The sequence below is a fragment of the Acidobacteriota bacterium genome (genome assembly GCA_039028635.1).
In the GTDB taxonomy this organism is placed as follows: domain Bacteria; phylum Acidobacteriota; class Thermoanaerobaculia; order Multivoradales; family JBCCEF01; genus JBCCEF01.
In genome coordinates this window covers 11,902-32,515 of record JBCCHV010000060.1, presented here as the reverse complement: position 1 = coordinate 32,515, position 20,614 = coordinate 11,902, and the positions used below count along the sequence as shown (strand labels likewise).

Here is a 20,614-nt window from a genome sequence, read left to right as displayed (position 1 = left end):
TTGCTTCCGGGCCTACGCTTTCAATTACGTCCGACCTGCTCCAAGGTTGCAGGCCAACGCGAATTTTCGAAAGGTTTTTCTCGGGCCCGCGGTCGCTGCAAGCCGGCTAGCGGATGCCGCTGCCGAGGGAGCCCGGTGGCGAGGAGACGCCGGGATTGAGGCGACCGGGAATGATCGCGGTCGACGAGATCGAGCGGCCGTAGTTACGCTCGCCGGTGGTCGGCGTCTCGGCCGCCGGAGGCGCCGTGCTCGGCGGCGGGGTCGGACCCGGCGGCGAGTAGTAATAACCGGGCGCCACGAAAACCGGGAAAGCAGGAGCCGCGACCACCGCCACGGTGGTCGGTGGCGCCGGGCGCTGACGGCGCGCCGTTTCGACGATTTGGCGCTCGATCTCGATCTCCGTCAGGCGCTTGAGGATGCGCTCCCGACGCGCGTCGACGGCCCGCTCTTCCGCCTGCCGAACCTGGCGATAGCGTTCCTCGGCGCTGACCCAGCGACCGTCATACTGCACCAGCCCCTGACGGCGATTGAAGGTGTCCTGGCTGATCCACTCGCTGGTCTTGGGGTCTTGAACCAGTCCGAGCTCTCGCAACAAGGGGGCGAGGCCCGGCAGGTTGGCGTCGAACCGGCTGGCCCGCAGCAGGGACTCACGGTAACCGTTAGGGAACTCGTTCTCCTCGGCCCAGTAAGCGAGGTCGAGCCAATCCTGGGCCGTCGCGTCGCGCTGCAGGCGCAGGGTTCGCTCGCGCTCGCGATAGTCCTCGAAGGTGGCGCGGGCTCGCTCGATGCGTTCGATGCGCGCCGCCGCCAGAGTGATCTCCCCGCCGCAGGACATTTCGATGGTCACCTGGTCACCCGAACGATGGGCCACCACGTCCTCGAAAACCCGACCGTTGGTGAGGTGAACGTCGTCTGCGAAAAGGGGGGAGATAGGAGCGCAGGCCAGGATCGCGGCGACTAGCGCCATCGGGCTGGGGATGGGGCGGAAGCGATTCATGATGAGCCTGCTAGCCCTAATGGTACCACCGCGTCGCGGCGACCCCGGTTCTGCGCTCCTGAGGTCAATAGTTTGCAGGAGCCATGCCAGCCCGGATTGCGACTCCCCGGGCCTTTTCCCGAGGGCCATCGCCCCCTGGGGAGGACGGCGGTGTCACCGATCGAGGATGGTTCGCGAGACCGTTCATCAAGTCTCTGTCACGGCCTGTGCGCGGAGCTGGTCGGCGGCGTGGGAGCGCGGTGCGTGGGTGAGGATCTTCTGAATCCGGTCGAGCGCTTTGACGGTGTCGCCGAGGGCTTGGTAGAGGACGACTTCGGCATAGAGCTTGTCGGCGAGGCTTTCGACCCGCTGCGCCACCTGCTCGACCTGGCTGCCATTCGGGAAGCGTTGCAGGTACTCGGCGCCGTTGTCGATCTCGCCGAAGCTGCCGGCGATCTGGTCCAGGCGTTGGCGGGCGAGCTCGCGGATCTCGCCATCCCGTTCCTGCAGGACCAGTTGCTCGAGGGCTGCCAGTCGTTCGAGATAGGGCGTCAAGTTGCGCAGGCCGGCGGCGGCGCGTTGCCCCTCCGGGCTCTCTGGGGCACCTTGCCAGCTCTTCAGGTAGAGCCGAACGGCGTCCGTTTGATTCCCCAGACGACTGTATGAGTCACCCAACGCCAGGCTGACCTTGGGAGCTTCCTCGGCTTCCGGAAAGTTGCTCTGGAAGCGTTCCAGGAAGGCGGTTTCGAAGACGCCGGCGGTGAGGATCTTGCGAGCTTCCGGATAGAGCGCCCGGCGCTCCGTTTCGAGAGCGTCGCGTTCGCGCTCGAGGCGGCCGAGGGCGGGGCTCTGCGGCGACAGCTCGGCGACTTCCTCGGCCTGCTCGCGGTAGGCGCCGATCAGGCGACCGTAGTCGCGCTCGAGGGCCGGCCGCTCGAGCTCGGCGGTGCGCAGCTCGTCGAGCACGGCAAAACGGATCTTCTCCGCCGCCGGTCCCACCGGCCAGGCGGTCAGGGCTTCTTGACGAAGGAGCGGAACGAACTCCTCCGGCAGGGTTTTCGATTCGAGCTGGGTGATCAGTGCCGCCTGGGTTCGAATGCGGAACTCGTCGGCCGGTCGCGGCGGCCGGCGCTTGAGGAACTCGGAACGGGCTCCGGCGGCGCGTACGCGATCGGAGAAGAAGGGGTGAGTGCGCCAGTAGCCGTACTTCTCGGCCTGCGGAATGCGCTCCCCCATGCGCGCCATCAGCTCGGCGGCTCCGTTGGGTCCGAAGCCGGCGGCGGCGGCCCAACGCTGGCCTTCTTCGTCGGACTCGTCCTCGTGCTCGCGCGAGAAGCTGCGCAGGAGGAGCTCGTTGACGATCAGGCCGGCGGCGGCGGCGCCCTGAACCCGGTCCCCGGTGCCGTAGGGTTCCGGCGAGCGATAGGGGCCGGTCGGGGTCCGGCGATTGTCGTTCGACTCGCTGGCGCCGACCGCTGCTCCGATCAGCAGCACCTGCGACAGGACGCTCATCAAGGTGGCCTTCTTGCGAATCTTCAGGTGGTGCTCGAAGACCACGTGGCCGATCTCGTGTCCCATCAGCGCCGCCAGCATGTCGTCCGTGAGGTCGAGGTCGAGCATGCCGCGGGTGATGAAGATGTGCCCTGCCGGCAGGGCGAAGGCATTGGGCTCGGGCATGTCGACCAGGTGAAAGGTCAGCGGGTAGCCCTCGTAGCCCGATTCGCGGGCCACTCGGTAGCCGATGTCGGCCACCCGGCGCAGGGTGGCGGGATCGTCGAGGATGCCGTAGCGCTGCATCACCTCGTGGGCGAAGCGCAGGCTTTCCTCGTAGAGCTTGGGATTGGCGATCTTCTGCGCCGTGGCGGCGGGGCTCAGGGTCAGAAGGAGCAAGGCGGCGGCCAAGGTGGCAGCGATCGGGGAGCGGAGACGGGGCGTTTCTGGCATTTTCGAGGCTCCAGGCGAGCGAACGTCCCTCTTTCCTGCAGGTTCTGTTCCGGACTCTTGGCGTCCTTCAGTCCTCGCCTGTCTCCGAGCGCGGACCCTCTGCGGCCTGGGCCGCTGCATCCGGCGGCTGCTTGCTGGCCAGGGGGCCGCGGCCCCGAGGGCCCTCCATGCGCGGCAACAGGAGACCACCGGAGATCACCATCCGAATGCCCTCCTCGACGGTGATCGGAAGCTCGACCGCCTCTTGTCGTGGCACCAGCAGGAGAAAGCCACTGGTCGGGTTGGGGGTGGTGGGCACGAAGACCAGCAGCAAGTCGTCCATCCGCGGGTCGATCTTGGCCCAGCGGGCGTTGCCGGTGACGAAGGCGAGGGCGAAGATGTCCGCCTTCGGGTACTCGACCATCACTACCCGCTTGAAGGCCTCCGTGCGATCCCGCGAAACGGCCTGCAGAATGCCCTTGGTCGAGCCGTAGATGGTGCTCGCGACGGGCACGCGGTAGAGCATGCGTTCGAAGAATCGCAGCACCCGCCGGCCACCGACGTTGGTCGACAGCCAGCCGAGGATCAACACCACCAGCAGGGTGAGGGCGATTCCCGTGCCGGGAACGTGGATGTCCTCCTGCTGAAGGGCTCGGCTGAGGACCTGATCCACCAACGGCGCGAAGATGCCGTCCATGATGCGGAAGAGCTGCACCAGCACCCAGGTGGTGACGGCGACCGGCGTGAGGATCAGCAGCCCGGCGAGCAGCAGGCGGCGAAAGCGCGCCCGCAGGGGGCGCGAGGGAGGGGGCTCGGGAGGTCTGCGGGAAGTGTCTTCGGACGGCGACTTCACGGCCTCAGACTATCAGGGAAGAAGGCCCTTGCCTGTGCTATCTTCTCGGGCCATGAGCGAGTTGAAAATCGAAATCCCGACGCGCTTTTCCTCGATGGCCGAGGCTCGGCCGGTGCTCGATACGGCCCTTCACGAGCAGTTCCCAGGAGGCATGCTGCAGCGTAGCTGGGACGGTGATGTGCTGCACCTCACGGGTCCCGGGGCCAAGGGCACGGTGGTGTTCGAGAACGGTGCCCTGGTGGGCCGGGCGGACCTCAAACCGCCGGCGTCGATGATGAAGCCGGTGATCGAGAAGAAGATCCGCAGCGCCTTCGAAAAGCTCACCGCCTGACCCCTTCTGAAATTTCCCCCGTGCAGTGGCTGGGCCGCCGAGCAGCGGCGCGGCCGGAGGAGCCGTGGTTGTTCTACCGCGCCGGCCTCGACTGGCGTTGGAGTAGCTGGTCGGCGGTGGCGCAGCGCGTCGAGCGGCTGAGCCGGCTTCTGGCTGCCGCCGGCCTGGCCGCGGCGGCGACAGAGCCGGGGCTCGGCGTCTTCTCGATCAGTCTCGCCCTGGCCGGCGAGCAGCGGTCTGCCGAGATCGGTGGCGCGGACCTGCCTACCGGATGGGCTCGGCCGGGCGCCTCCGATGGCGAGCCAGAGATCGATGCCGAGGTGCGGCAAAACTCGCCCGCCGCCGTCCCTCTGCACCTCCCTCCGACGGCCGCCGAAGATCTCCTCGCGGCATTGCCGCCCGCCGGGTCGCAGCGCGATGTCCTGGTCCTCGCCGATCCGCTGCCCGCGCCGGTGACCGCCGCCGGTCTGCGCTGGTCCCTCGCGGAGGGCGCTGCGGTGGTGCTGGCGGAGACCCCCGATCTCGCCCTGCCGACCATCCTGTGGGCCCGTCCCACCGTATACTTTGGGCGATCCGCCGAGGCCGAGGCCTTGGCTTCGTCGCTGACTCCGAAGCATCGCCGGCGGGACCCCCTGGGGCGCCTGCGGCTGGTGATCGTCGAAGGTGAGGAGCCGGTAGCGCCGGACCCCTGGCACCGGTGCGGTATCGAAGTGGTGACGACAACTTGGTAGGCGCCGTCATCGGCGTCACGCCGCAGTGCGGTAAGATGAGCGTCCACTAAGGAGGCCTTTGACCTATGGCAGAACCGATTCGTCCTTATCCCTCGCCCTTGCCGGCGCCCAACGAGGCGAGCGCCGTCGAAGAGATCACCCAGCGCGCCGACACCGTTTGGACCCACGGCGAGAAGGCTCGGGTCAAGCGTCGGGGGGTGCGCCAGAAGCTCAAGGGGCCGGGCGGTCGAGTCGCCATCGTGGCCGGTTGCCGGACTCCTTTCGTGCGCTCCGGTACGGTGTTCAAGGACATGGACGTGGTCGATCTGGCCGGCGTCGCGACGTCCGAGCTGTTGGCGCGGACGGCGATCGACCCCAACGAGATCCAGCTTTCCGTCTTCGGAGTCGTGGTGCCGTCGCTGCAGGCTCCCAATCTCGGCCGCGAGGTGGTCTTCCGTTCGAATTTGCCGATGCAGATTCCGGGCAGCACCGTCAGCCTGGCCTGTGCCTCGTCGAATCGCGCCATCACCTTTGGTGCCGAGGCGATCCTGAAGGGCGAGTGCGATGTCGTGCTCGCCGGTGGAGCGGAGTCCCTGTCAAACGTTCCGATTCGCTTCTCGAGCAACGCCGCCCACCGCTTCATGGAGCTCGCCAAGGCCAAGTCCGTGTCGGACAAGCTGGCGATCGTCTCCAAGCTGCGCCCGAAGGACCTGGCGCCGGTGGCGCCGGCGATCGCTGAGTACACCACCGGCGAGACCATGGGTCAGTCGTGCGAAAAGATGGCGAAGGAAAACGACATCTCGCGCCGCTCCCAGGACGAGATCGCCCAGCTCTCCCACGAGCGGGCGGCGGCGGCCCAGGCCGATGGTCGTTTCGCCGACCAGATCGCCGCCACCTTCCCGCCGCCGAAGTACAGCGAGCCGGTGCTGGCCGACAATGGCATCCGCGCCAACTCGTCCTTCGAGAAGCTGAGCACCCTGAAGCCGGTGTTCGACAAGCGCTACGGCACCTTGACGGCCGGCAACTCGAGCCCGCTGACGGATGGCGCCGCGGCGGTGCTGATGATGAGCGAGAAGCGCGCCGAGGCTCTCGGCTACGAGCCCCTCGGCTATCTGCGGTCCTTCGCCTTTGCCGCCGTCAACCCCGGCGAGCAGCTCCTCCAGGGACCCGCCTATGCCGCGCCGCTGGCCCTCGATTCGGCCGGCCTCAAGCTCTCGGACATCGATTTGGTGGAGATGCACGAGGCCTTCGCGGCGCAGATCCTGTCCAACCTGAAGGCGCTGGCGTCGCCCAAGTTCGCTCTCCACGAGCTGGGTCGCAGCGCGCCGGTGGGTGAGATCGACTTCGATCGCTTCAACGTCACCGGTGGCTCCATCGCCATCGGGCATCCCTTCGGCGCCACCGGGGCCCGGGTCACCATGCAGGTGCTCCACGAGCTGCGCCGACGGGGCGAGAACTTCGGCCTGGTGACGGTCTGTGCCGCCGGCGGCACCGGCTTCGCCGCCGTCGTCGAGCGCGAGTAGGCTGACCATCACTCGGTGACCGCTTCGCCCCTCCGCGACCTGCTGGTCGTCGATCTCAGCCGACTGCTGCCGGGCCCGCTGACGGCCCGGCTGCTCGCCGACCTCGGGGCCCGGGTGCTCAAGGTCGAAGAGCCTCGGCTGGGCGATCCGGTGCGTCTGGCGCCGCCCCTGGTCGACGGCCAGAGCTCGCTGGCGTCGCTACTGCTGGCGGGCGTCGAGAGTGTCGCCTTGGATCTCAAGAAGGAAGCGGCACGCGAGGTTCTGGAGGCCATCCTCGAGCACGCCGACGTCCTGCTCGACAATCTGCGTCCGGGAACGCTGGCGCGCTTGGGGCTGAGCCCGGAGCTGCTGCGGGAGCGCCATCCGCGGCTGATTCACTGCTCCCTCACCGGCTGGGGCCAGGGCGGGCCCTGGGCGACCCGCAGCGGTCACGACCTCACCTACCTGGCGGTGGCCGGAGGATTGGCTTCGGTGCCGTCGCTGCCGGCCTTGCCGGGAGCCGACCTGGCCGGTGCCTGGAGTGCCCTGGCGGCGATTCTCGCCGCCCTGCACGAGCGTCGGCGAACCGGCCGGGGCATGCACATCGATGCCTCCCTTTTCGACGCGGCTCTGCACGGCAATCTGCTGGCCTGGTCCGAGGAGGCGGGGGGCGCCAAGGCGGTCGGCGATCCGCTGATGTTGACCGGGGCCCTGCCCTGTTACGGCGTCTACCGCTCGCGGGACGATGTTCCGCTGGCCCTGGCCGCCCTCGAGCCGCACTTCTGGGAGCGCTTTTGCGAAGCCGCCGAACGCGACGACTTGCGGCCGCTACATCTCGATCGCCGACCCGAGGCGCGCCAGCAGGTGGCGGACGCCTTGGCGCAGCGCACGGCCGCCGAGTGGATCGAGCTGGCCGCCGCCCAGGACCTCCCCCTCGAGGCGATTCTTTCCCCGGAAGCCGCCCTCGAGCATCCCCAGGCGCAGCATCGCGGCGTCGTCGAACGGCGTTCCGACGGCTCCACCCGGATAGCCTTTCCGGCGCGTCTCGATGGCTTTCGGCCGCGCGGCGGTGACCGCGTGCCGCGATTGGGAGAAGATACTCGCGCCATCCTGGACGAGCTCGGAATCGAGATGTCCGTACTGCAGCGGCGCTCGGCCGGGATTGGACGCCGATTCAGCCTGCGCCGCCTGCTGATGCGGTGGGCGGTGCGACGCAAAGGCGGCTGAGGATCTCGCCATGAAGTCTTGGGGCAGGAAGACAGCGATCCGACTCACGAACTGGACGGTGGCGGTGGCGCTTTCGAGCACCGTCGGCCTGGCCGAGGCACCCAGCCGCGATCCTTCGCCGATCCCCGCGGAGCTGCTGACGGTGGCCGAGCAGAGCGATTTTCGGGCGACCTCCACCTACGATCAGACGATCGCTTTCGTGGAGCGCTTGGTCGAACGCTCGCCCTTGCTCGAGCTCTCCTACTACGGTGAGTCTGGAGAGGGACGTCCCCTGCCGGTGGTGGTTTACTCCAGTCACCGCAGCTTCCAGCCGCGGCCCGGGGTGGCGCCCGAAAAGCCGATCGTGATGATCCAGAACGGTATCCACGGTGGCGAGATCGATGGCAAGGACGCCAGCCTGATGCTGCTGCGCGATCTGGTCCTGGGGCGCCTGCCGGAGCTGCAGGACGCGGCCACCCTGGTGGTCTTGCCGATCTACAACGTCGATGGCCACGAGCGGATGTCGCCCTTCAACCGGCCGAACCAGAACGGTCCCGTCGACGGCATGGGCTTTCGCACCAACACTGCCGGCTTCGACCTCAACCGCGATCACCTCAAAGTGGCGACGCCGGAGGGCCGCGCCGTCATCGCGCTGTTCAACCACTGGCGGCCTCACCTCCACATCGACAATCACGTCACCGATGGCTCGGACCACGATTGGGTCCTGACGTGGTCGTGGGCGGAAGGGCCTCAGATCGCCCCCTCCGTCGCCACCTGGCTCGAGGATCACATGCCGGCGGCCCTGGCGGCGACGGCGGCTGCCGGGCACCGCATCGGTCCCTACATTTCGCTCAAGAACCCGGATGATCCCAGCCAGGGCTTCAGCAGTCGCGTTGCCGAGCCGCGCTTCGCCACCGGCTACTACCCGCTGCGTCATCGCCCGTCCCTGCTGGTCGAGAACCACTCCTACAAGCCCTACGAGGCGCGGGTGCGAGCCAACTTCGACTTCATGGTCGCCGTGCTGGCGGAGGTGGGGCGGTCGGGCCGCCGGCTGATCGCCGCGGTGACCAACGCTGAGAGCCGTACGGTGCGCCAGGGGCGTCCCGGAGCCGAGCCCTCGGAGATCGTCATCACCTGGCGCGAACGGGCGCCGGCGGATCGCCACCGGGTGCCCTTCTACGAGTGGTATCAGGAACCCTCCCAGGCCATGGGACGTCCCTTGACCCACTTTCGTCGGGGCGAGATCCGGGAGGTCGAGGTGCCCTGGGTCCACGCCTCGGAACCGGACCGCACGGCGCCGCGGCCGCGCGGCTACCTGGTGATGCCCGGCTGGCCGGTGATCGCCGAACGCATCGCCGCCCACGGCCTGCGCAGCCAGACCTTTCGGCGCGCCGTGGTGGTCTCCGGCGAAACCCTGCGGGTGAGTAATCCGACCTACGCGAGCGCTTCCTACCAAGGGCAAACGCGGGTCGAGGCCGACCTCGAGCGGCGCCAGGAGGACATCGAAGTACCCGCCGGTGCCTTGTGGATCCCAGCCGCCCAGCCGGACTTCGAGGTGGCGGTGCAGCTCCTCGAGCCGCAGGCGCCGGACTCGCTCTTCGCCTGGGGCTACTTGTCGTCGGTGCTCGAGCGCAAGGAGTACATCGAGCCGCGGGTTCTCGAGCCGCTGGTGCGAGAGATGCTGGCCGATGACGCGATCGCCGCCGAATGGCAACGTGCTCTGGACGAAGACCCGGACCTCGCCGGCAATGCCTGGGCGCGTTGGCAGTGGTGGTACCGGCGCACGCCCTACTGGGATGCTCGCTTCGGCGTTCTACCGATCGTCGCCGTGGGTGAAGGCGGGCTGGCGGCGGTGACCGCCGGATTGGCGCTCGAAACGCGATCACCCGGGGCCCCGGATACGGCTTCCGCGGCGGGCGCCGAGGTCCCTCGGTGAGCTCGATCCCGGGGCCGGTCTTGGCATGGTCGGGATGTAGCCCGCTGCGAAGCCCGGAGCGACGATGATCGCCCTGGCCTTGCTGCTCTATGCCGCAGCCACGCTCTATCTGGGGTGGCGGGCCGGCCGTGGCGATCCCGGCGGTGAGGCCTTCTGGAATGCCGGCCGCAACCTCGGCGCCGGCTCCGTCGGCCTCTCGATCTCGGCCGGCTTCATGTCGATTTCGTGGTCCTGCGTCTATGCCGCCCAGCTCTTCTACGGCTATGGCCTCGGCGCGCTCTGGTTGATCACCGTTCCCTGGCTGCTGAGCCTGGGTGGAATCTATCTTCTGGCGCGCCGATACCGTGCTCTGCCGGCCTTCAGCCAGCCGGAAATGGTGGGGGAGCGCTTCGGTGTTCCGGCGCGGCGCGCCGTCGCCTGCGCCATCGCCGCCGTCTTCCTGATCTGGGGCGGCGCCGAGATCTATGTCGCGGCGTCACTGCTCGCGCCCGGTCTCGGCCTGCCGGTTTCGCTGGTGATCGCGGTGATCACCCTGCTGGTGGCGATCTATGCCTCCGTCGGTGGCCTGCGGGCGGTGGTGGCGACGGACAAGCTGCAGTACGGGGTGGTCGCGATCTATGTCGTCCTGGTCGCACTGGTCGCCGCCTCGGCCCTGGCGCGCAATCCCGATGTCGGCTGGCCCGGGGCGGAGCTCCTGGCCCCGTCCTCCGGGCGGCCATGGAACGATCTCTTTTCCCCCGGCCTGGCGGTGATCCTTCTGACCTTCGTCGCCTATCTCCCCGGATGGCTCTTCGAAACCGACCTCTGGGTGCGGGTGCAGGCTGCTCGCGATGGCCGGGCCGCGCGCCGCGGAACGCTGCTGGCGATGCTCAACGCGACCTTCTTCGTCGGGCTGCTGCCGCTTTTCATCGGTCTGGCGGCGCTGGTGCTCTTTCCACCGGTGGAAGGCCAGGCTCCGGCGTTTCTGGGCAACGACGGTGACGCCATCTTCGCCACCTTCATCGACGCCTATGCCCCGATCTGGCTGCGCGCGATCGCCACCGTCGGCCTGGTGGCGGCGGCGATGAGCACCATCGACACCTGCGCCAATGTCATGGCCCTCAGCCTGGGCTATGACCTGATGGCGCTGCGGCGGCGGCGCAGCTCGCGCCGCCTCACCCTGGTGGTGTTGATCGCCTGCGGCGTCTTCGCCCTCTTCACCGAGAGCTTGTGGGATCTGTTCTATCTCTCGGCGGGCATCTTGACCACGGCGGTGGCTTTTCCGGTGGCGGCGGTTTTCCTGCCCTGGGCCCGGCGCACCGCGGTGACCACTTCGTCCATCGCCGGCTTCGCCGGCACGGTGGCGGCCTACTTCCTCGAGACCCGAGGCTTCCTGGCGGCGGTCGAACCGACCTGGCTCGCCGACAGCGGCCTGGGCTACATTCTGTGGGGTATCTTGAGTGCGGTGGTGGGATATGCCGTTGGGGCTGGCCGGCGCGATTGATCGCGAAGCGCGCCGCAGCCTCCTTGGACCGGATCGCATCGGATGATGAAAAAAGCGCGTCTCGCTCTGCTTCTTTCGCTGCTGTTGGCTCCCGTTCTGCTGCTCGTCTGGGTGCAGCAGCCGCTGGTCTTCCCGCGGGCTTCGGTGCTGCCGGCGGCGGTCGACGGGGCGGCTTTGCGGCAGCACGTCGAGGTGTTGTCGCAGGACCTGGTGCCGCGGGACCATGATCATCCCGAGAACCTCGATCGCGCCGCCGCCTACATCCGGGAGCACTTCGAAGCGGCCGGCTCGCGGGTCGAGGAGCAGCCTTATCAGGCCGACGGAAAGACCTATCGCAACGTCATCCTCCGCCTGGGGCCGACCGAGGGCGAGGCGATTGTCCTCGGAGCCCACTACGACGCCTATGACGTTTACCCGGCGGCGGACGACAACGCCAGCGGAGTCGCCGCGCTGCTCGAGCTCGCCCGGCTGCTCGCCGATCAGGAGCTGCAGCGACCGCTCCACCTGGTGGCCTACACCTTGGAAGAACCGCCGTACTTTCGCACCCAGAACATGGGTAGCGCGGTGCATGCCCGCTCCCTGGGGGCCGCCGGGGCCGAGGTCGCCTTCATGATCTCGATCGAGATGATCGGCTACTTTTCCGACCAGCCCGGTAGCCAGACCTATCCCTCGCCCCTGATCGCGCGCCTCTATCCCACCACCGGCAATTTCATCGCCGTCGTCGGGCGGTTTCGCGATGGCTTCCTGGTGCGACGGATCAAGGCGAGCCTGGGCTCGGCGTCGGATCTGCCGGTGGTGTCGATGAATGCTCCCGCCAATCTGGTGCGGGGTCTCGACTTCTCGGACCACCTCAACTACTGGCATCAGGGCTTTCCGGGGCTGATGGTCACCGACACCTCCTTCTACCGCAACTTCGCGTACCACACCGAAGGCGACACCGCCGACCGGCTGGACTACGGCCGCATGGCCGAAGTGGTGGCAGGACTCCATCAGGTGGTCCTCGACCACCAGGACTGATTCGGCCGTGGCCCTTTTCGTGCGACCGGGCCTGGAGATTCCGGAAGACGAGCTGACCTACCGGGCCTCGCGCGCCTCGGGGCCCGGGGGGCAGAACGTCAACAAGGTGGAGAGCCGGGTGGAGGTGCGCTTCGATGTGCCGCAGTCGACGGTGCTGAGCGAGGCTCAGAAAACTCGAATCGCGGAACGCCTGGCGACTCGCATCAACAAGGATGGGGTGTTGCGGGTGGTGTCGCAAAAACACCGCACCCAGGCCGCCAACCGCGAGGCGGCGCGGGTCAAGCTCGGCGAGTTGGTGGCGGCGGCCCTCGAAGTGCCCAAGAAGCGCACCCGGACTCGGGTGTCGAAGGGCGCCAAGAAGCGTCGCCTCGAGGCCAAGCGGCGGCGCAGCGAGGTCAAGCGCGGTCGTAGGGCGGGAGACTTTCGGAATGAAAGTTAGAAAAAGGATCGATTAATCTGTGCTCCAATGTTATGTCCCCCTCTATGGTCACTTCCCGTCTTCGAAGTGGTGACTTTGAATCGCTGGTCCCCCTCGATTGATATTTTCAAGTGATTGCCTTCTTCATTGATTGAGAGTCCGAGCTTTCGAAGCTCGCTTCTGATCGTTGCTGTTATCTTCTTGAATCCCTTGAAGAGATTCTTGATTTTCTTGCGCCGATTTGCTGTCTGAGTAGCTGTAATATTTGACTCCAAAATCGACTCTAGGAGTCTGCGTTTTCGACTATCCTTTTGCAAGCTATTCATGGCATGGGATTGAAGCGCTTCGATTAGAAATTCTTTTGCCTCCCCTGGAAAGAGTTCTTGTTCGTTTCCTGGATGGAGGGTGAGTCCGGAGCCTGCGACAAAGTTGGCTGGCTGACTCTTGACTTCCTGTCTGAGTCTGTCGATTTCTTTGTTGGCGTCATCAATTTGCTGGTTCTTGGATTCAATTTCCTGGTCGAAAGAATCAATGTACTCTTGAATCTCTTGAGAGCCCCGATCTTTGAGTTCTTGAATCTTGATTTGCGAGGAAAATTCCTTTGCGGCACCCCAGGTGCATCGCTGGAGAGGGCGCCGACTAATGAGTGAAGTTCTTAGGGCCTCCTTGATGCCATTCGATATCTGTTCGACTGAGTCAAACTCATGACCTAAAAAGAATGAATCTTTTCCGCCGCCGTCGGGCCAGTAAATTCCAGCGGTGCCTCCGTAAACATTTCGCGAGTCGACGTCTTGTTTTAGGCGAATTGAGAATTCCCGATTGGGCTCTACGACCACGTGTGCCATTCCTGAGAGGTCCTGGCTCAGCGTGTTGGGGTTAATGTGCTCGTCGCTTGATCTAAAGGGGGCGCTTAGATATACGATAGGAAGGTAGCACTTCGATCCTCCAGCGATTAGTAGGATGGCGATATCAATGTCTACGTTGTTAAGTCTGTGTGGGGTCGTTTGGACTGGGAGTATGCCATCCTTTCCTCCTCCGAAATCTGCTAGGAGATTCTTAATAATTATAGGTTTCTTTACGGGTGGGAGGTTTCTCCCTGGGTTAGTCGACTCGCAGAATGTTCGAACTCCAATCCAGGAGTCGTGCTCAATTGAGAGTGAGGCTGTGGTAGTCCATTTAACTTCGTCACTGATCTTCGTGTACCTAATTGAAGTGATCTGTCTGGTCGAAGACTCTGCGCGGATATATTCAATAGTCTCGTTATTTTCTGTTAGTGACCAGCTTTTCGAGCTATTGATTTCCTTGAAGATGGACTTGTTGAGAGAGGTGTGTGGTGACCCTAGGATCCATTTTTGAATTGACTGCAGGAACTCTTTTGGTCTTCGATGAGTTGTGATTGGAAATTCGGAGGAGAATACAATCATTGTGACCCCTTGTCGGTTATTTTTTATTGTAGTTTATCATAATATTTTCTTCGACGCCTTGTTGGGGTTAGAATTCGGCGATGGCCTATGACGAGGGACTGGCAGAGCGGGTGCGGCAGCACTTAGACGGTCGCACCGACGTGGTGGAAAAGAAGATGTTCGGTGGCCTGGCCTTCATGGTGCGGGGCCACATGTGCGTCGGCGTCAACGCCGAAACGCTGATGGCGCGGGTCGGTCCGGAGCAGTTCGAGGACTGCCTCGCCCGGCCTCACGCCCGCGAGATGGACTTCACCGGTCGGCCTCTCAAGGGGTTCCTGTTCGTCGATCCACCGGGCTACGCGGCGGATGCGGACCTGGCGGACTGGATCGCCCGCTGTGAAGGCTTCGTCAACACCCTGCCGCCGAAGTAGGCTCGGCAGGAGTTGGACCAAGATCAGCGAGGAGGCCCTGTGGATCCGAGACAGATCGATTTTCCGGAGAAGGACCAGCCGCTGCGCGAGGACGTCAGCACCCTCGGGGCGCTGGTCGGCGAGGTGATCCGTGAACAGGGCGGGGGCGGGCTGTTCGAGTGCGTCGAGGCGGCGCGCCATGCGGCCATCGGCCGCCGCCTGGGCGACGCTGCCGCCGATGGCACCCTCGAGGAGCAGGTCGGCGGCCTGGAGGCGGTCGCGGCCGGTGAGCTGGCACGCAGCTTTTCGACCTACTTCGCGGTAGTCAATCTCGCCGAGACGGTGCACCGCATCCGGCGCCGTCGGCACTACCAGCGCCAGGGCTCGGAGCAGCGCGAGGGCATGGAGGAGACCGTCCGCCGGCTGCGCGATGGCGGCCTCGGTCTCGAGGAGGTGGCGGCGTTGTTTCGCGAGGTCCGCATCGAGCCGGTGTTCACGGCCCATCCGACGGAGGCGACGCGGCGCCTGGTGCTGGAGAAGGACCAGCGCATCGTTCGCCTGCTGGTGGATCGCCTCGATCCTTCCCTCACCCCGCCGGAGGAGGCGCGCACCCTGGCGCGGATCCGCGCCGAGGTCACCGCCGCCTGGCAGACCGAGGAAAGTCCGACCCTCAAGCCCACCGTCGAGGACGAGCGCGAGCACGTCCTGTTCCACGTCACGCGGGTGCTGTACCGCGTCGTGCCGCCGTTCTGTGAAGACCTCGAGGCCGCCCTGGCGGCGGTCTACGGGGCGCCTGCCGAAGCGGTCCACCTGGTCAGCCCATTCCGCTTCGCCTCCTGGGTCGGGGGCGACATGGACGGTAATCCCAATGTTTCCGCCCGCACCCTGCGGGCAACGCTGGCGCGCCACCGCGCGCTGGTCCTCGACCTCTATCGCGAGGAGCTCGCGAAGCTCTCCCGGCGCCTCAGCCAGAGCCTGTCGCGGGTGGCGGTGGACGAACGAGTGCTGGCACGGCAGCGCGAGTATGCCGAGCTCTTCCCGGAAGCCTTCGCGGCGGTGCGGCCGCGGCATCGCGAAATGCCCTATCGCGTTCTCCTCGAGCTGATGGTGGCGCGCCTCGCGGCGACGGCGCGGGATGCTGCCGAGGCCTACTCCGGACCGCAGGAGCTGTTCGACGATCTGCGCGGCATCGCCCGCAGCCTGCGCAACCACCGCGGCGATCACGCCGGCCTCTTCGCGGTGCGCCGGGCGCTGCGTCGGGTGGAGACCTTCGGCTTTCACCTCGCCACTCTCGACGTGCGCCAGGACGGCCTGGTGCACCGGGCCGTGGTCGGCCGTCTGCTGGGGGATTCGAGCTGGGAGGAGCGCCCCGTCGCCGAGCGGGTGGCGCGGCTGCACCAAGCCCTCGCCGAGGCGGCGGCCCCGCATCTCGCCGCCGACGACGAGCAGGCCGCCGAGACGCTGGAGGTCTTTCGTGCCATCGGCGAGTCCCAGCAGCGCTACGGTGATCAGGCCGTCGGTCCTTACATCATCAGCATGGCGCAGGATGTCGACGATGTCCTCAGCGTGCTCCTGTTGGCCCGTTGGGCCGGCCTCGGAGGAGAGGGCCCGGTCCCCCTCGACGTTGCGCCTCTGTTCGAGACGGTGCCAGATCTCGAGGCGGCACCGACGGTGCTCGAGCGGATGGTGAACGATCCGGTCTACGGTCCCCATCTGGCGGACCGCGGCCAGCGCCAGGTGGTGATGATCGGCTACTCCGACAGCAACAAGGACGGCGGCATGGCGTCGTCGCGCTGGTCGCTGCAGAAGGCGCAGGCGGCGATGTCGGCGGTGATGGCTGCGGCCGGCGTTGGCCTGACCCTCTTCCACGGCAGCGGCGGCACCATCAGCCGCGGCGGCGGCAAGACGCATCGGGCGGTGCTGGCGGCGCCGGCCGGCTCGGTCGGTGGGCGCCTCCGGGTGACCGAGCAGGGGGAGGTCATCCACGCCAAGTTCGGGGTGCGCAGCATCGCCCTGCGCAATCTCGAGCGCTCCTTCGGTGCCGTCGCCCTGGCCACCGCGCTACCGGCCGAGGCGGATCCACGGGCGGAACGCTGGCAGCGAATTCTGAGTCGGGTGGGGGAGCGCAGCCGGGCGGCCTATCGCGGCCTGATCTACGACCACGAACGCTTCTTCGAGTACTTCCGGCAGGCGACGCCGATCGACGTCATCGAGCGCCTGGCGATCGGTTCGCGGCCGGCGTCGCGGCGTTCCAGGCAGGGCATCGAGAACCTGCGCGCCATTCCGTGGGTCTTCGCCTGGACCCAGAGCCGTCACATCCTGCCCGGGTGGTTCGGCCTCGGCAGCGGTCTGGAGGCCGCGGCGGAGGATTTCGGGCGCGACGAGCTGGTGGCTCTGGCTGGCGACCTGGCCTTCGCCGGCAACCTCTTCGATGACGCCGAGATGGTGCTCGCCAAGGCCGATCTCGGCATCGCCCGCCGCTATGCGACCCTGGCCGGAGAGGTCGGGCGCGAGATCTTTCCCCGCATCGAGGAAGAGTTCGAGCGCACCGTGCGCTGGGTTCTCGACCTACGCGGCGGTACCCGACTGCTCGACCGCGACCCCACCCTGCAGCGCTCGATCCAGCTACGCAATCCCTATGTCGACCCGATGAGCCTGCTGCAGATCGATCTGCTGCGCCGCTGGCGTGCCGCCGATCGTCCCACCGGCGACCTGCTGGAGGCCCTGGTGGCGACGGTCAACGGCATTGCCAAAGGACTGCGCAACACCGGTTAGCAGGCTGCTGAAAAAGTCCGCTTCGCGACTTTTCCAGCGCTGCTAGCTGTTATTTCCGAGAGGGGCTACGCGCCCCTGACTGCGCGTCCCGGGCTGAGCGCCCCTCTCCGGCCCAAGAAGCGCGGTTCTTGGGCCTCCTCTCCCGTCGCGGCGGCTAAGCCGCCGCCGGGCCCTTCCGGGCCCGGGAGCAGGTTGACGATGAGTTTTTCAGCAACCTGCTAGGCGTCCTCGGTCTCCGTCGTGGCCAGCTCGGCGTCGGGGTCGCCCTCCTGGTCGAGATCGGCGGTCGAGGGACAGTCTTGGTTGACCGCCGCGAGGCCGCTCAGGGTCACTCGACCGATGCGGTTGTTCGGCGTTGGCAGGAAGTAGACGAAGAACTCCAGGCTGTCGACGACGAAGGCGTTGATCGCCACCGGGTTGCGCCCGGTGATTGCCGACTTGCCGTCCATCACGAACAGAACTTCCTGGGTGCCGACGGGATCGGTGCTGCCGGTGATCACCAGGTAGTCGCCGTCCTGCGGATTCGTCCATTCGAGATCGAAGCCGATGCCGAACTGGCTCGAGCCGAAGCCGGTGGAGCCGCGGTAGCCGGAGATGACGCCGTTGCCGCTGGCGCTCATGGTCAGGGTGCCGGTGGGGTTGCCGCTGGTGTTGCCGAAGCTGTTCAGGGTTTTGACCACCGTCGGGGTGGAGCTGTAGATGCAGCCCTTGGCGCTCGAGAGACAGCCCAGCGAGCCCAGCAGCCCGGCCGTCAAGGGCCACTGGTTGGGCTCCGTGATGCCGCCTCTCCACCGTTGGTTGAGGGCTGGTCGGTTAGGGATCTGCGGTGGCGGCCAGTCGAGACCGAGGGCGAACAGGTTGAACTTCTTGGCCGCCGCCGCGGCGCCGCCGTACCACTCCGCGGAGTAGGAGTGGCGGTCGCCGGCGGAGGTGCAGGAGTAGACCTCGGGATTCAAGATGGTGTTGACGATGCGGTTGGCGTTTGTGGTGCCCTGGAAGGCGACTCCGAAGTAGGACACGTAGTTGTCGACGAAGGTCCCGGAAGTCGCGCCGATGCCGTCGTTGGTGTTGATCTGATTGAGGTAGAAGCCGAGCAGATTGGCGCCGTTGCCCTCGAGGGTGATGCTGCTCTCGGGTGAATCGAGGGTGGTCAGGTGGTGCACCCGCCGTCCGCGCTGCTGCAGCGCCAGGGTGGCCACCGTGGCGACCTTCGAGCCGTGACTGTGGCCGATCAGCTGGAGGGTGTTGGTGGGATTGCTCCAGAATCTCGGCCCCAGGGTCTGCTCGAGGGCGTTGGCCAGGCGCAGGCCGTTGGTGCTGGTGTAGGCCTCGGAGCGATAGACGTACTCGAGGTCGACGAAGGAGTCGTCGATGGTGGACGAGTCGTCGATCCACGAGTAGCCGAGCACGATGGCATCGGCGTCGTGGCCGATGATCTCCTGGAAGGTGCCGGTCTCGGTGATGGTCAAGGGAATGTCGTCACCCCGGGTGGCGACCCAGGCCCAATCAGAGGTGAAGATTCCGTCCGAATTGGTGGCTCCGTCCTGCCACCACAGCAGGCGGCCACCGGCGCGATCGACGGCCCCCCGGAAGCCGGGAGCCCAGCCGTGCACCAGCACCACGACATTGCCGGAGTCGATGCCCTGGTTGAGGCGCGCCTCGCCCACCGGAATGAAGAACTGGGCCGGGCTCTGTTTGGGGACGATGGTGGTCGTCTTCCCGAACCAGCGGTTGAGCCGCGACAGATTACCGAAGCAGTTGTTGCGCACCGACGCCTTCCACTCGCTGTCGCTCACCGGCGAGCCGATGGGATTCGCCGGCGCCGACGTGCAGGGTGGGGCCTGGCAGGCGGAAAGGACAAGGGCTGCCACCGATAGGCCGGCAGTCAGTAAAACTCGTTGCGATATCGACATTTTTCTTCCTCCTCCCCCGAGGGTGGCTGAGGGAGGAGGAAGCGTTTCGCCGGCCGGCTCGTCCGAAGGAGAGATTTTGCGCCCGTGGGGCGACTGACCTGAGCATTCCGCTCGACCCAATCGTTAGACGGATGATGCCGACTTAATGTCGGCGATGTAAGCAATCGGTCGTCGTTACGTCGGCCTGATGGTCTATTGACAGTTGAATCGTCTGGAGATTCGCAAGAATCGGGTTGACAGGGGACGCTCTTTCGTCCATTATTGCAGTCGAATCGTCGGTGAAATCGAGGTGATGGAGAATGATCGACAGTATTGACCGCAAAATTCTCGAAATACTGCAGGAAAACGCTCGCGAATCCAACGCAGCGATTGCGCGGCAGGTGGATCTCGCGGCTTCGGCGGTGCTCGAGCGCATTCGCAAGCTGGAGCGCAATGGCGTTCTCGAGGGCTATGAAGCGCGGCTCAACCCGCGGGCTCTCGGCCTCGGTCTGCTGGCCTACGTCTTCGTGAGGACCGAGGAAGTGGCCAGCGAGGACAGCGCCGGGGAAGCTCTCGCCGCCTTGCCGGAGGTTCTCGAAGTCCACCACGTCGCGGGAGAGGACTGCTACTTGGTGAAAGTGCGGGCGACCTCCGGGAGTGATCTCGGCAGACTGTTGCGGAAGCGCATCGGGTGCATTCCCGCGGTGGTTTCGACGCGTACGACGGTGGTTCTCGACAGCATGAAAGAAACTGGGCGTCTGCCGCTCGAAATGCAGCAGGAGGAGTCCTCATGACCGAAGCACAGCGGGCCTTTCGCCTCAAGATGATCCTGTCCTTCACCGCCGTCTATCTGATCTGGGGCTCGACCTACCTGGCGATTCGCTTCGCCATCGAGACCCTGCCGACCTTCACCATGGCGAGCGTTCGCTTCGTGATCGCCGGCTTGGTGCTCTACGGCTGGGCGCGCTGGCGCGGTGCCAAGGCCCCGACCGGCCGGCAGTGGCGTCACGCTGCCATCATCGGTGGCCTGCTCCTGCTCGGCGGCAACGGCTTGGTGGTGTGGGCGGAGCACTACATTCCGTCCGGCTGGGCGGCGCTGCTGGTGGGCACCGAGCCCTTGTGGATCGTGCTCCTCCTGATGCTGTCGCGCAGCGGTGAGCGGCCGACTCCGCGAACCGTCTTCGCCATCGTGGTGGGTTTCGTCGGCGTGGCCGTCTTGACGGCGCCGGGTAACTCGCCCGAAGGTGGCGGCCTGTACTGGCCGGCGGCGGTGGCGGTGCCCTTGGCGGCCCTTTCCTGGGCGATCGGCTCTCTCTACTCGCGGCGCGCCGACATGCCCGAGTCGAACCCCTTGGCGACCAGCCTGCAGATGCTGACCGGTGGCGCGCTGTTGGGCTTGACGGGCGCCGGCTTCGGCGAGTTTCAGAATCTCGATCCGAGCGCCTTTTCTCTCACTTCCCTGGCGGCCTTGGCCTACCTGATCGTCTTCGGCTCGTTGATCGCCTTCAGCGCCTATGCCTGGATGGTGCGCAACGTCGACCCGACCCTGGTCGCCACCTACGCCTACGTCAATCCGGTGGTGGCGGTGATCCTCGGTTGGCTGTTCGCCGGCGAGCCGGTGGGCTGGCGGACCCTGATCGCCGGCGGCTTCATCCTCGGGGCCGTGGCGCTGCTTTCCAAGCGTCCGCGCAAGGTGGAGAAGAGCGAGCCCGAGGACGAACCCGTCGCCCTGTCGGAGCCCTGCGCCGCCGGCTAGCAGGCTGCTGAAAAAGCCGCGTG

General features: G+C 66.2%; 17 protein-coding genes. 12 read left to right on the top strand and 5 right to left on the bottom strand.

All coding sequences use genetic code 11. The features are described from left to right. Nucleotides 1–106: 106 nt before the first annotated feature. The 3 genes from AAF604_20245 to AAF604_20235 all read right to left on the bottom strand — a co-directional run bounded on the left by AAF604_20245 (nucleotide 107) and on the right by AAF604_20235 (nucleotide 3,752). Nucleotides 107–997 carry a hypothetical protein gene (locus AAF604_20245; GenBank protein MEM7052010.1) on the bottom strand — a complete coding sequence of 297 codons (891 nt, stop codon included), beginning with the start codon at nucleotides 995–997 and terminating at the stop codon, nucleotides 107–109. Between the two features lie 186 nt (nucleotides 998–1,183). Then, nucleotides 1,184–2,920, bottom strand: coding sequence for a M48 family metalloprotease (locus AAF604_20240; protein ID MEM7052009.1), 1,737 nt, complete (start codon nucleotides 2,918–2,920; stop codon nucleotides 1,184–1,186). A gap of 67 nt (nucleotides 2,921–2,987) precedes the next feature. Further along, on the bottom strand, nucleotides 2,988–3,752 hold the full coding sequence (locus AAF604_20235; GenBank protein ID MEM7052008.1) for a DUF502 domain-containing protein: 765 nt from the start codon (nucleotides 3,750–3,752) through the stop codon (nucleotides 2,988–2,990). A 52-nt stretch (nucleotides 3,753–3,804) separates the two neighbouring features. On the opposite strand from AAF604_20235, the gene AAF604_20230 reads away from it, so the two are divergent. The 8 genes from AAF604_20230 (at nucleotide 3,805) to arfB (ending at nucleotide 12,376) form a co-directional block, all read left to right on the top strand. Continuing rightward, nucleotides 3,805–4,083 carry a polyhydroxyalkanoic acid system family protein gene (locus tag AAF604_20230; GenBank protein ID MEM7052007.1) on the top strand — a complete coding sequence of 93 codons (279 nt, stop codon included), beginning with the start codon at nucleotides 3,805–3,807 and terminating at the stop codon, nucleotides 4,081–4,083. A gap of 20 nt (nucleotides 4,084–4,103) precedes the next feature. After that, nucleotides 4,104–4,814, top strand: a complete 711-nt coding sequence (locus AAF604_20225; protein ID MEM7052006.1) for a hypothetical protein — start codon at nucleotides 4,104–4,106, stop codon at nucleotides 4,812–4,814. Nucleotides 4,815–4,879: 65 nt separating this feature from the next. After that, complete coding sequence (gene fadI / locus AAF604_20220) at nucleotides 4,880–6,316, top strand: acetyl-CoA C-acyltransferase FadI (GenBank protein ID MEM7052005.1); 1,437 nt, start codon at nucleotides 4,880–4,882, stop codon at nucleotides 6,314–6,316. Nucleotides 6,317–6,331: 15 nt separating this feature from the next. Beyond that, nucleotides 6,332–7,522 carry a CaiB/BaiF CoA-transferase family protein gene (locus AAF604_20215; protein ID MEM7052004.1) on the top strand — a complete coding sequence of 397 codons (1,191 nt, stop codon included), beginning with the start codon at nucleotides 6,332–6,334 and terminating at the stop codon, nucleotides 7,520–7,522. A 10-nt stretch (nucleotides 7,523–7,532) separates the two neighbouring features. Further along, entirely contained in the window at nucleotides 7,533–9,437 is a 1,905-nt protein-coding gene (locus AAF604_20210) for a M14 family metallopeptidase (protein MEM7052003.1), read from the top strand. 64 nt (nucleotides 9,438–9,501) lie between these two features. Continuing rightward, nucleotides 9,502–10,920 carry a hypothetical protein gene (locus tag AAF604_20205; GenBank protein MEM7052002.1) on the top strand — a complete coding sequence of 473 codons (1,419 nt, stop codon included), beginning with the start codon at nucleotides 9,502–9,504 and terminating at the stop codon, nucleotides 10,918–10,920. Nucleotides 10,921–10,962: 42 nt separating this feature from the next. Continuing rightward, nucleotides 10,963–11,937 carry a M28 family peptidase gene (locus tag AAF604_20200; GenBank protein MEM7052001.1) on the top strand — a complete coding sequence of 325 codons (975 nt, stop codon included), beginning with the start codon at nucleotides 10,963–10,965 and terminating at the stop codon, nucleotides 11,935–11,937. A gap of 7 nt (nucleotides 11,938–11,944) precedes the next feature. Next, entirely contained in the window at nucleotides 11,945–12,376 is a 432-nt protein-coding gene (gene arfB, locus AAF604_20195; protein MEM7052000.1) for an alternative ribosome rescue aminoacyl-tRNA hydrolase ArfB, read from the top strand. Here the strand turns inward: arfB and AAF604_20190 are convergent. Then, nucleotides 12,373–13,779 (bottom strand): hypothetical protein, encoded by a 1,407-nt coding sequence (locus tag AAF604_20190; protein ID MEM7051999.1) that lies wholly within the window; start codon nucleotides 13,777–13,779, stop codon nucleotides 12,373–12,375. The genes arfB and AAF604_20190 overlap by 4 nt on opposite strands. 80 nt (nucleotides 13,780–13,859) lie before the next feature. On the opposite strand from AAF604_20190, the gene AAF604_20185 reads away from it, so the two are divergent. Next, nucleotides 13,860–14,189 (top strand): TfoX/Sxy family protein, encoded by a 330-nt coding sequence (locus tag AAF604_20185; protein ID MEM7051998.1) that lies wholly within the window; start codon nucleotides 13,860–13,862, stop codon nucleotides 14,187–14,189. A 39-nt stretch (nucleotides 14,190–14,228) separates the two neighbouring features. After that, entirely contained in the window at nucleotides 14,229–16,943 is a 2,715-nt protein-coding gene (gene ppc / locus AAF604_20180; GenBank protein MEM7051997.1) for a phosphoenolpyruvate carboxylase, read from the top strand. 218 nt (nucleotides 16,944–17,161) lie between these two features. Here ppc and AAF604_20175 read toward each other — a convergent pair whose 3' ends face one another. Beyond that, on the bottom strand, nucleotides 17,162–18,856 hold the full coding sequence (locus tag AAF604_20175; GenBank protein ID MEM7051996.1) for a hypothetical protein: 1,695 nt from the start codon (nucleotides 18,854–18,856) through the stop codon (nucleotides 17,162–17,164). A gap of 299 nt (nucleotides 18,857–19,155) precedes the next feature. Here AAF604_20175 and AAF604_20170 point away from each other — a divergent pair, with 299 nt between their 5' ends. Continuing rightward, nucleotides 19,156–19,629 carry an Lrp/AsnC family transcriptional regulator gene (locus tag AAF604_20170; protein MEM7051995.1) on the top strand — a complete coding sequence of 158 codons (474 nt, stop codon included), beginning with the start codon at nucleotides 19,156–19,158 and terminating at the stop codon, nucleotides 19,627–19,629. Then, entirely contained in the window at nucleotides 19,626–20,591 is a 966-nt protein-coding gene (locus tag AAF604_20165) for an EamA family transporter (protein MEM7051994.1), read from the top strand. Before AAF604_20170 ends, AAF604_20165 begins: the two co-directional genes overlap by 4 nt. The last annotated feature ends 23 nt before the right edge of the window (nucleotides 20,592–20,614 follow it).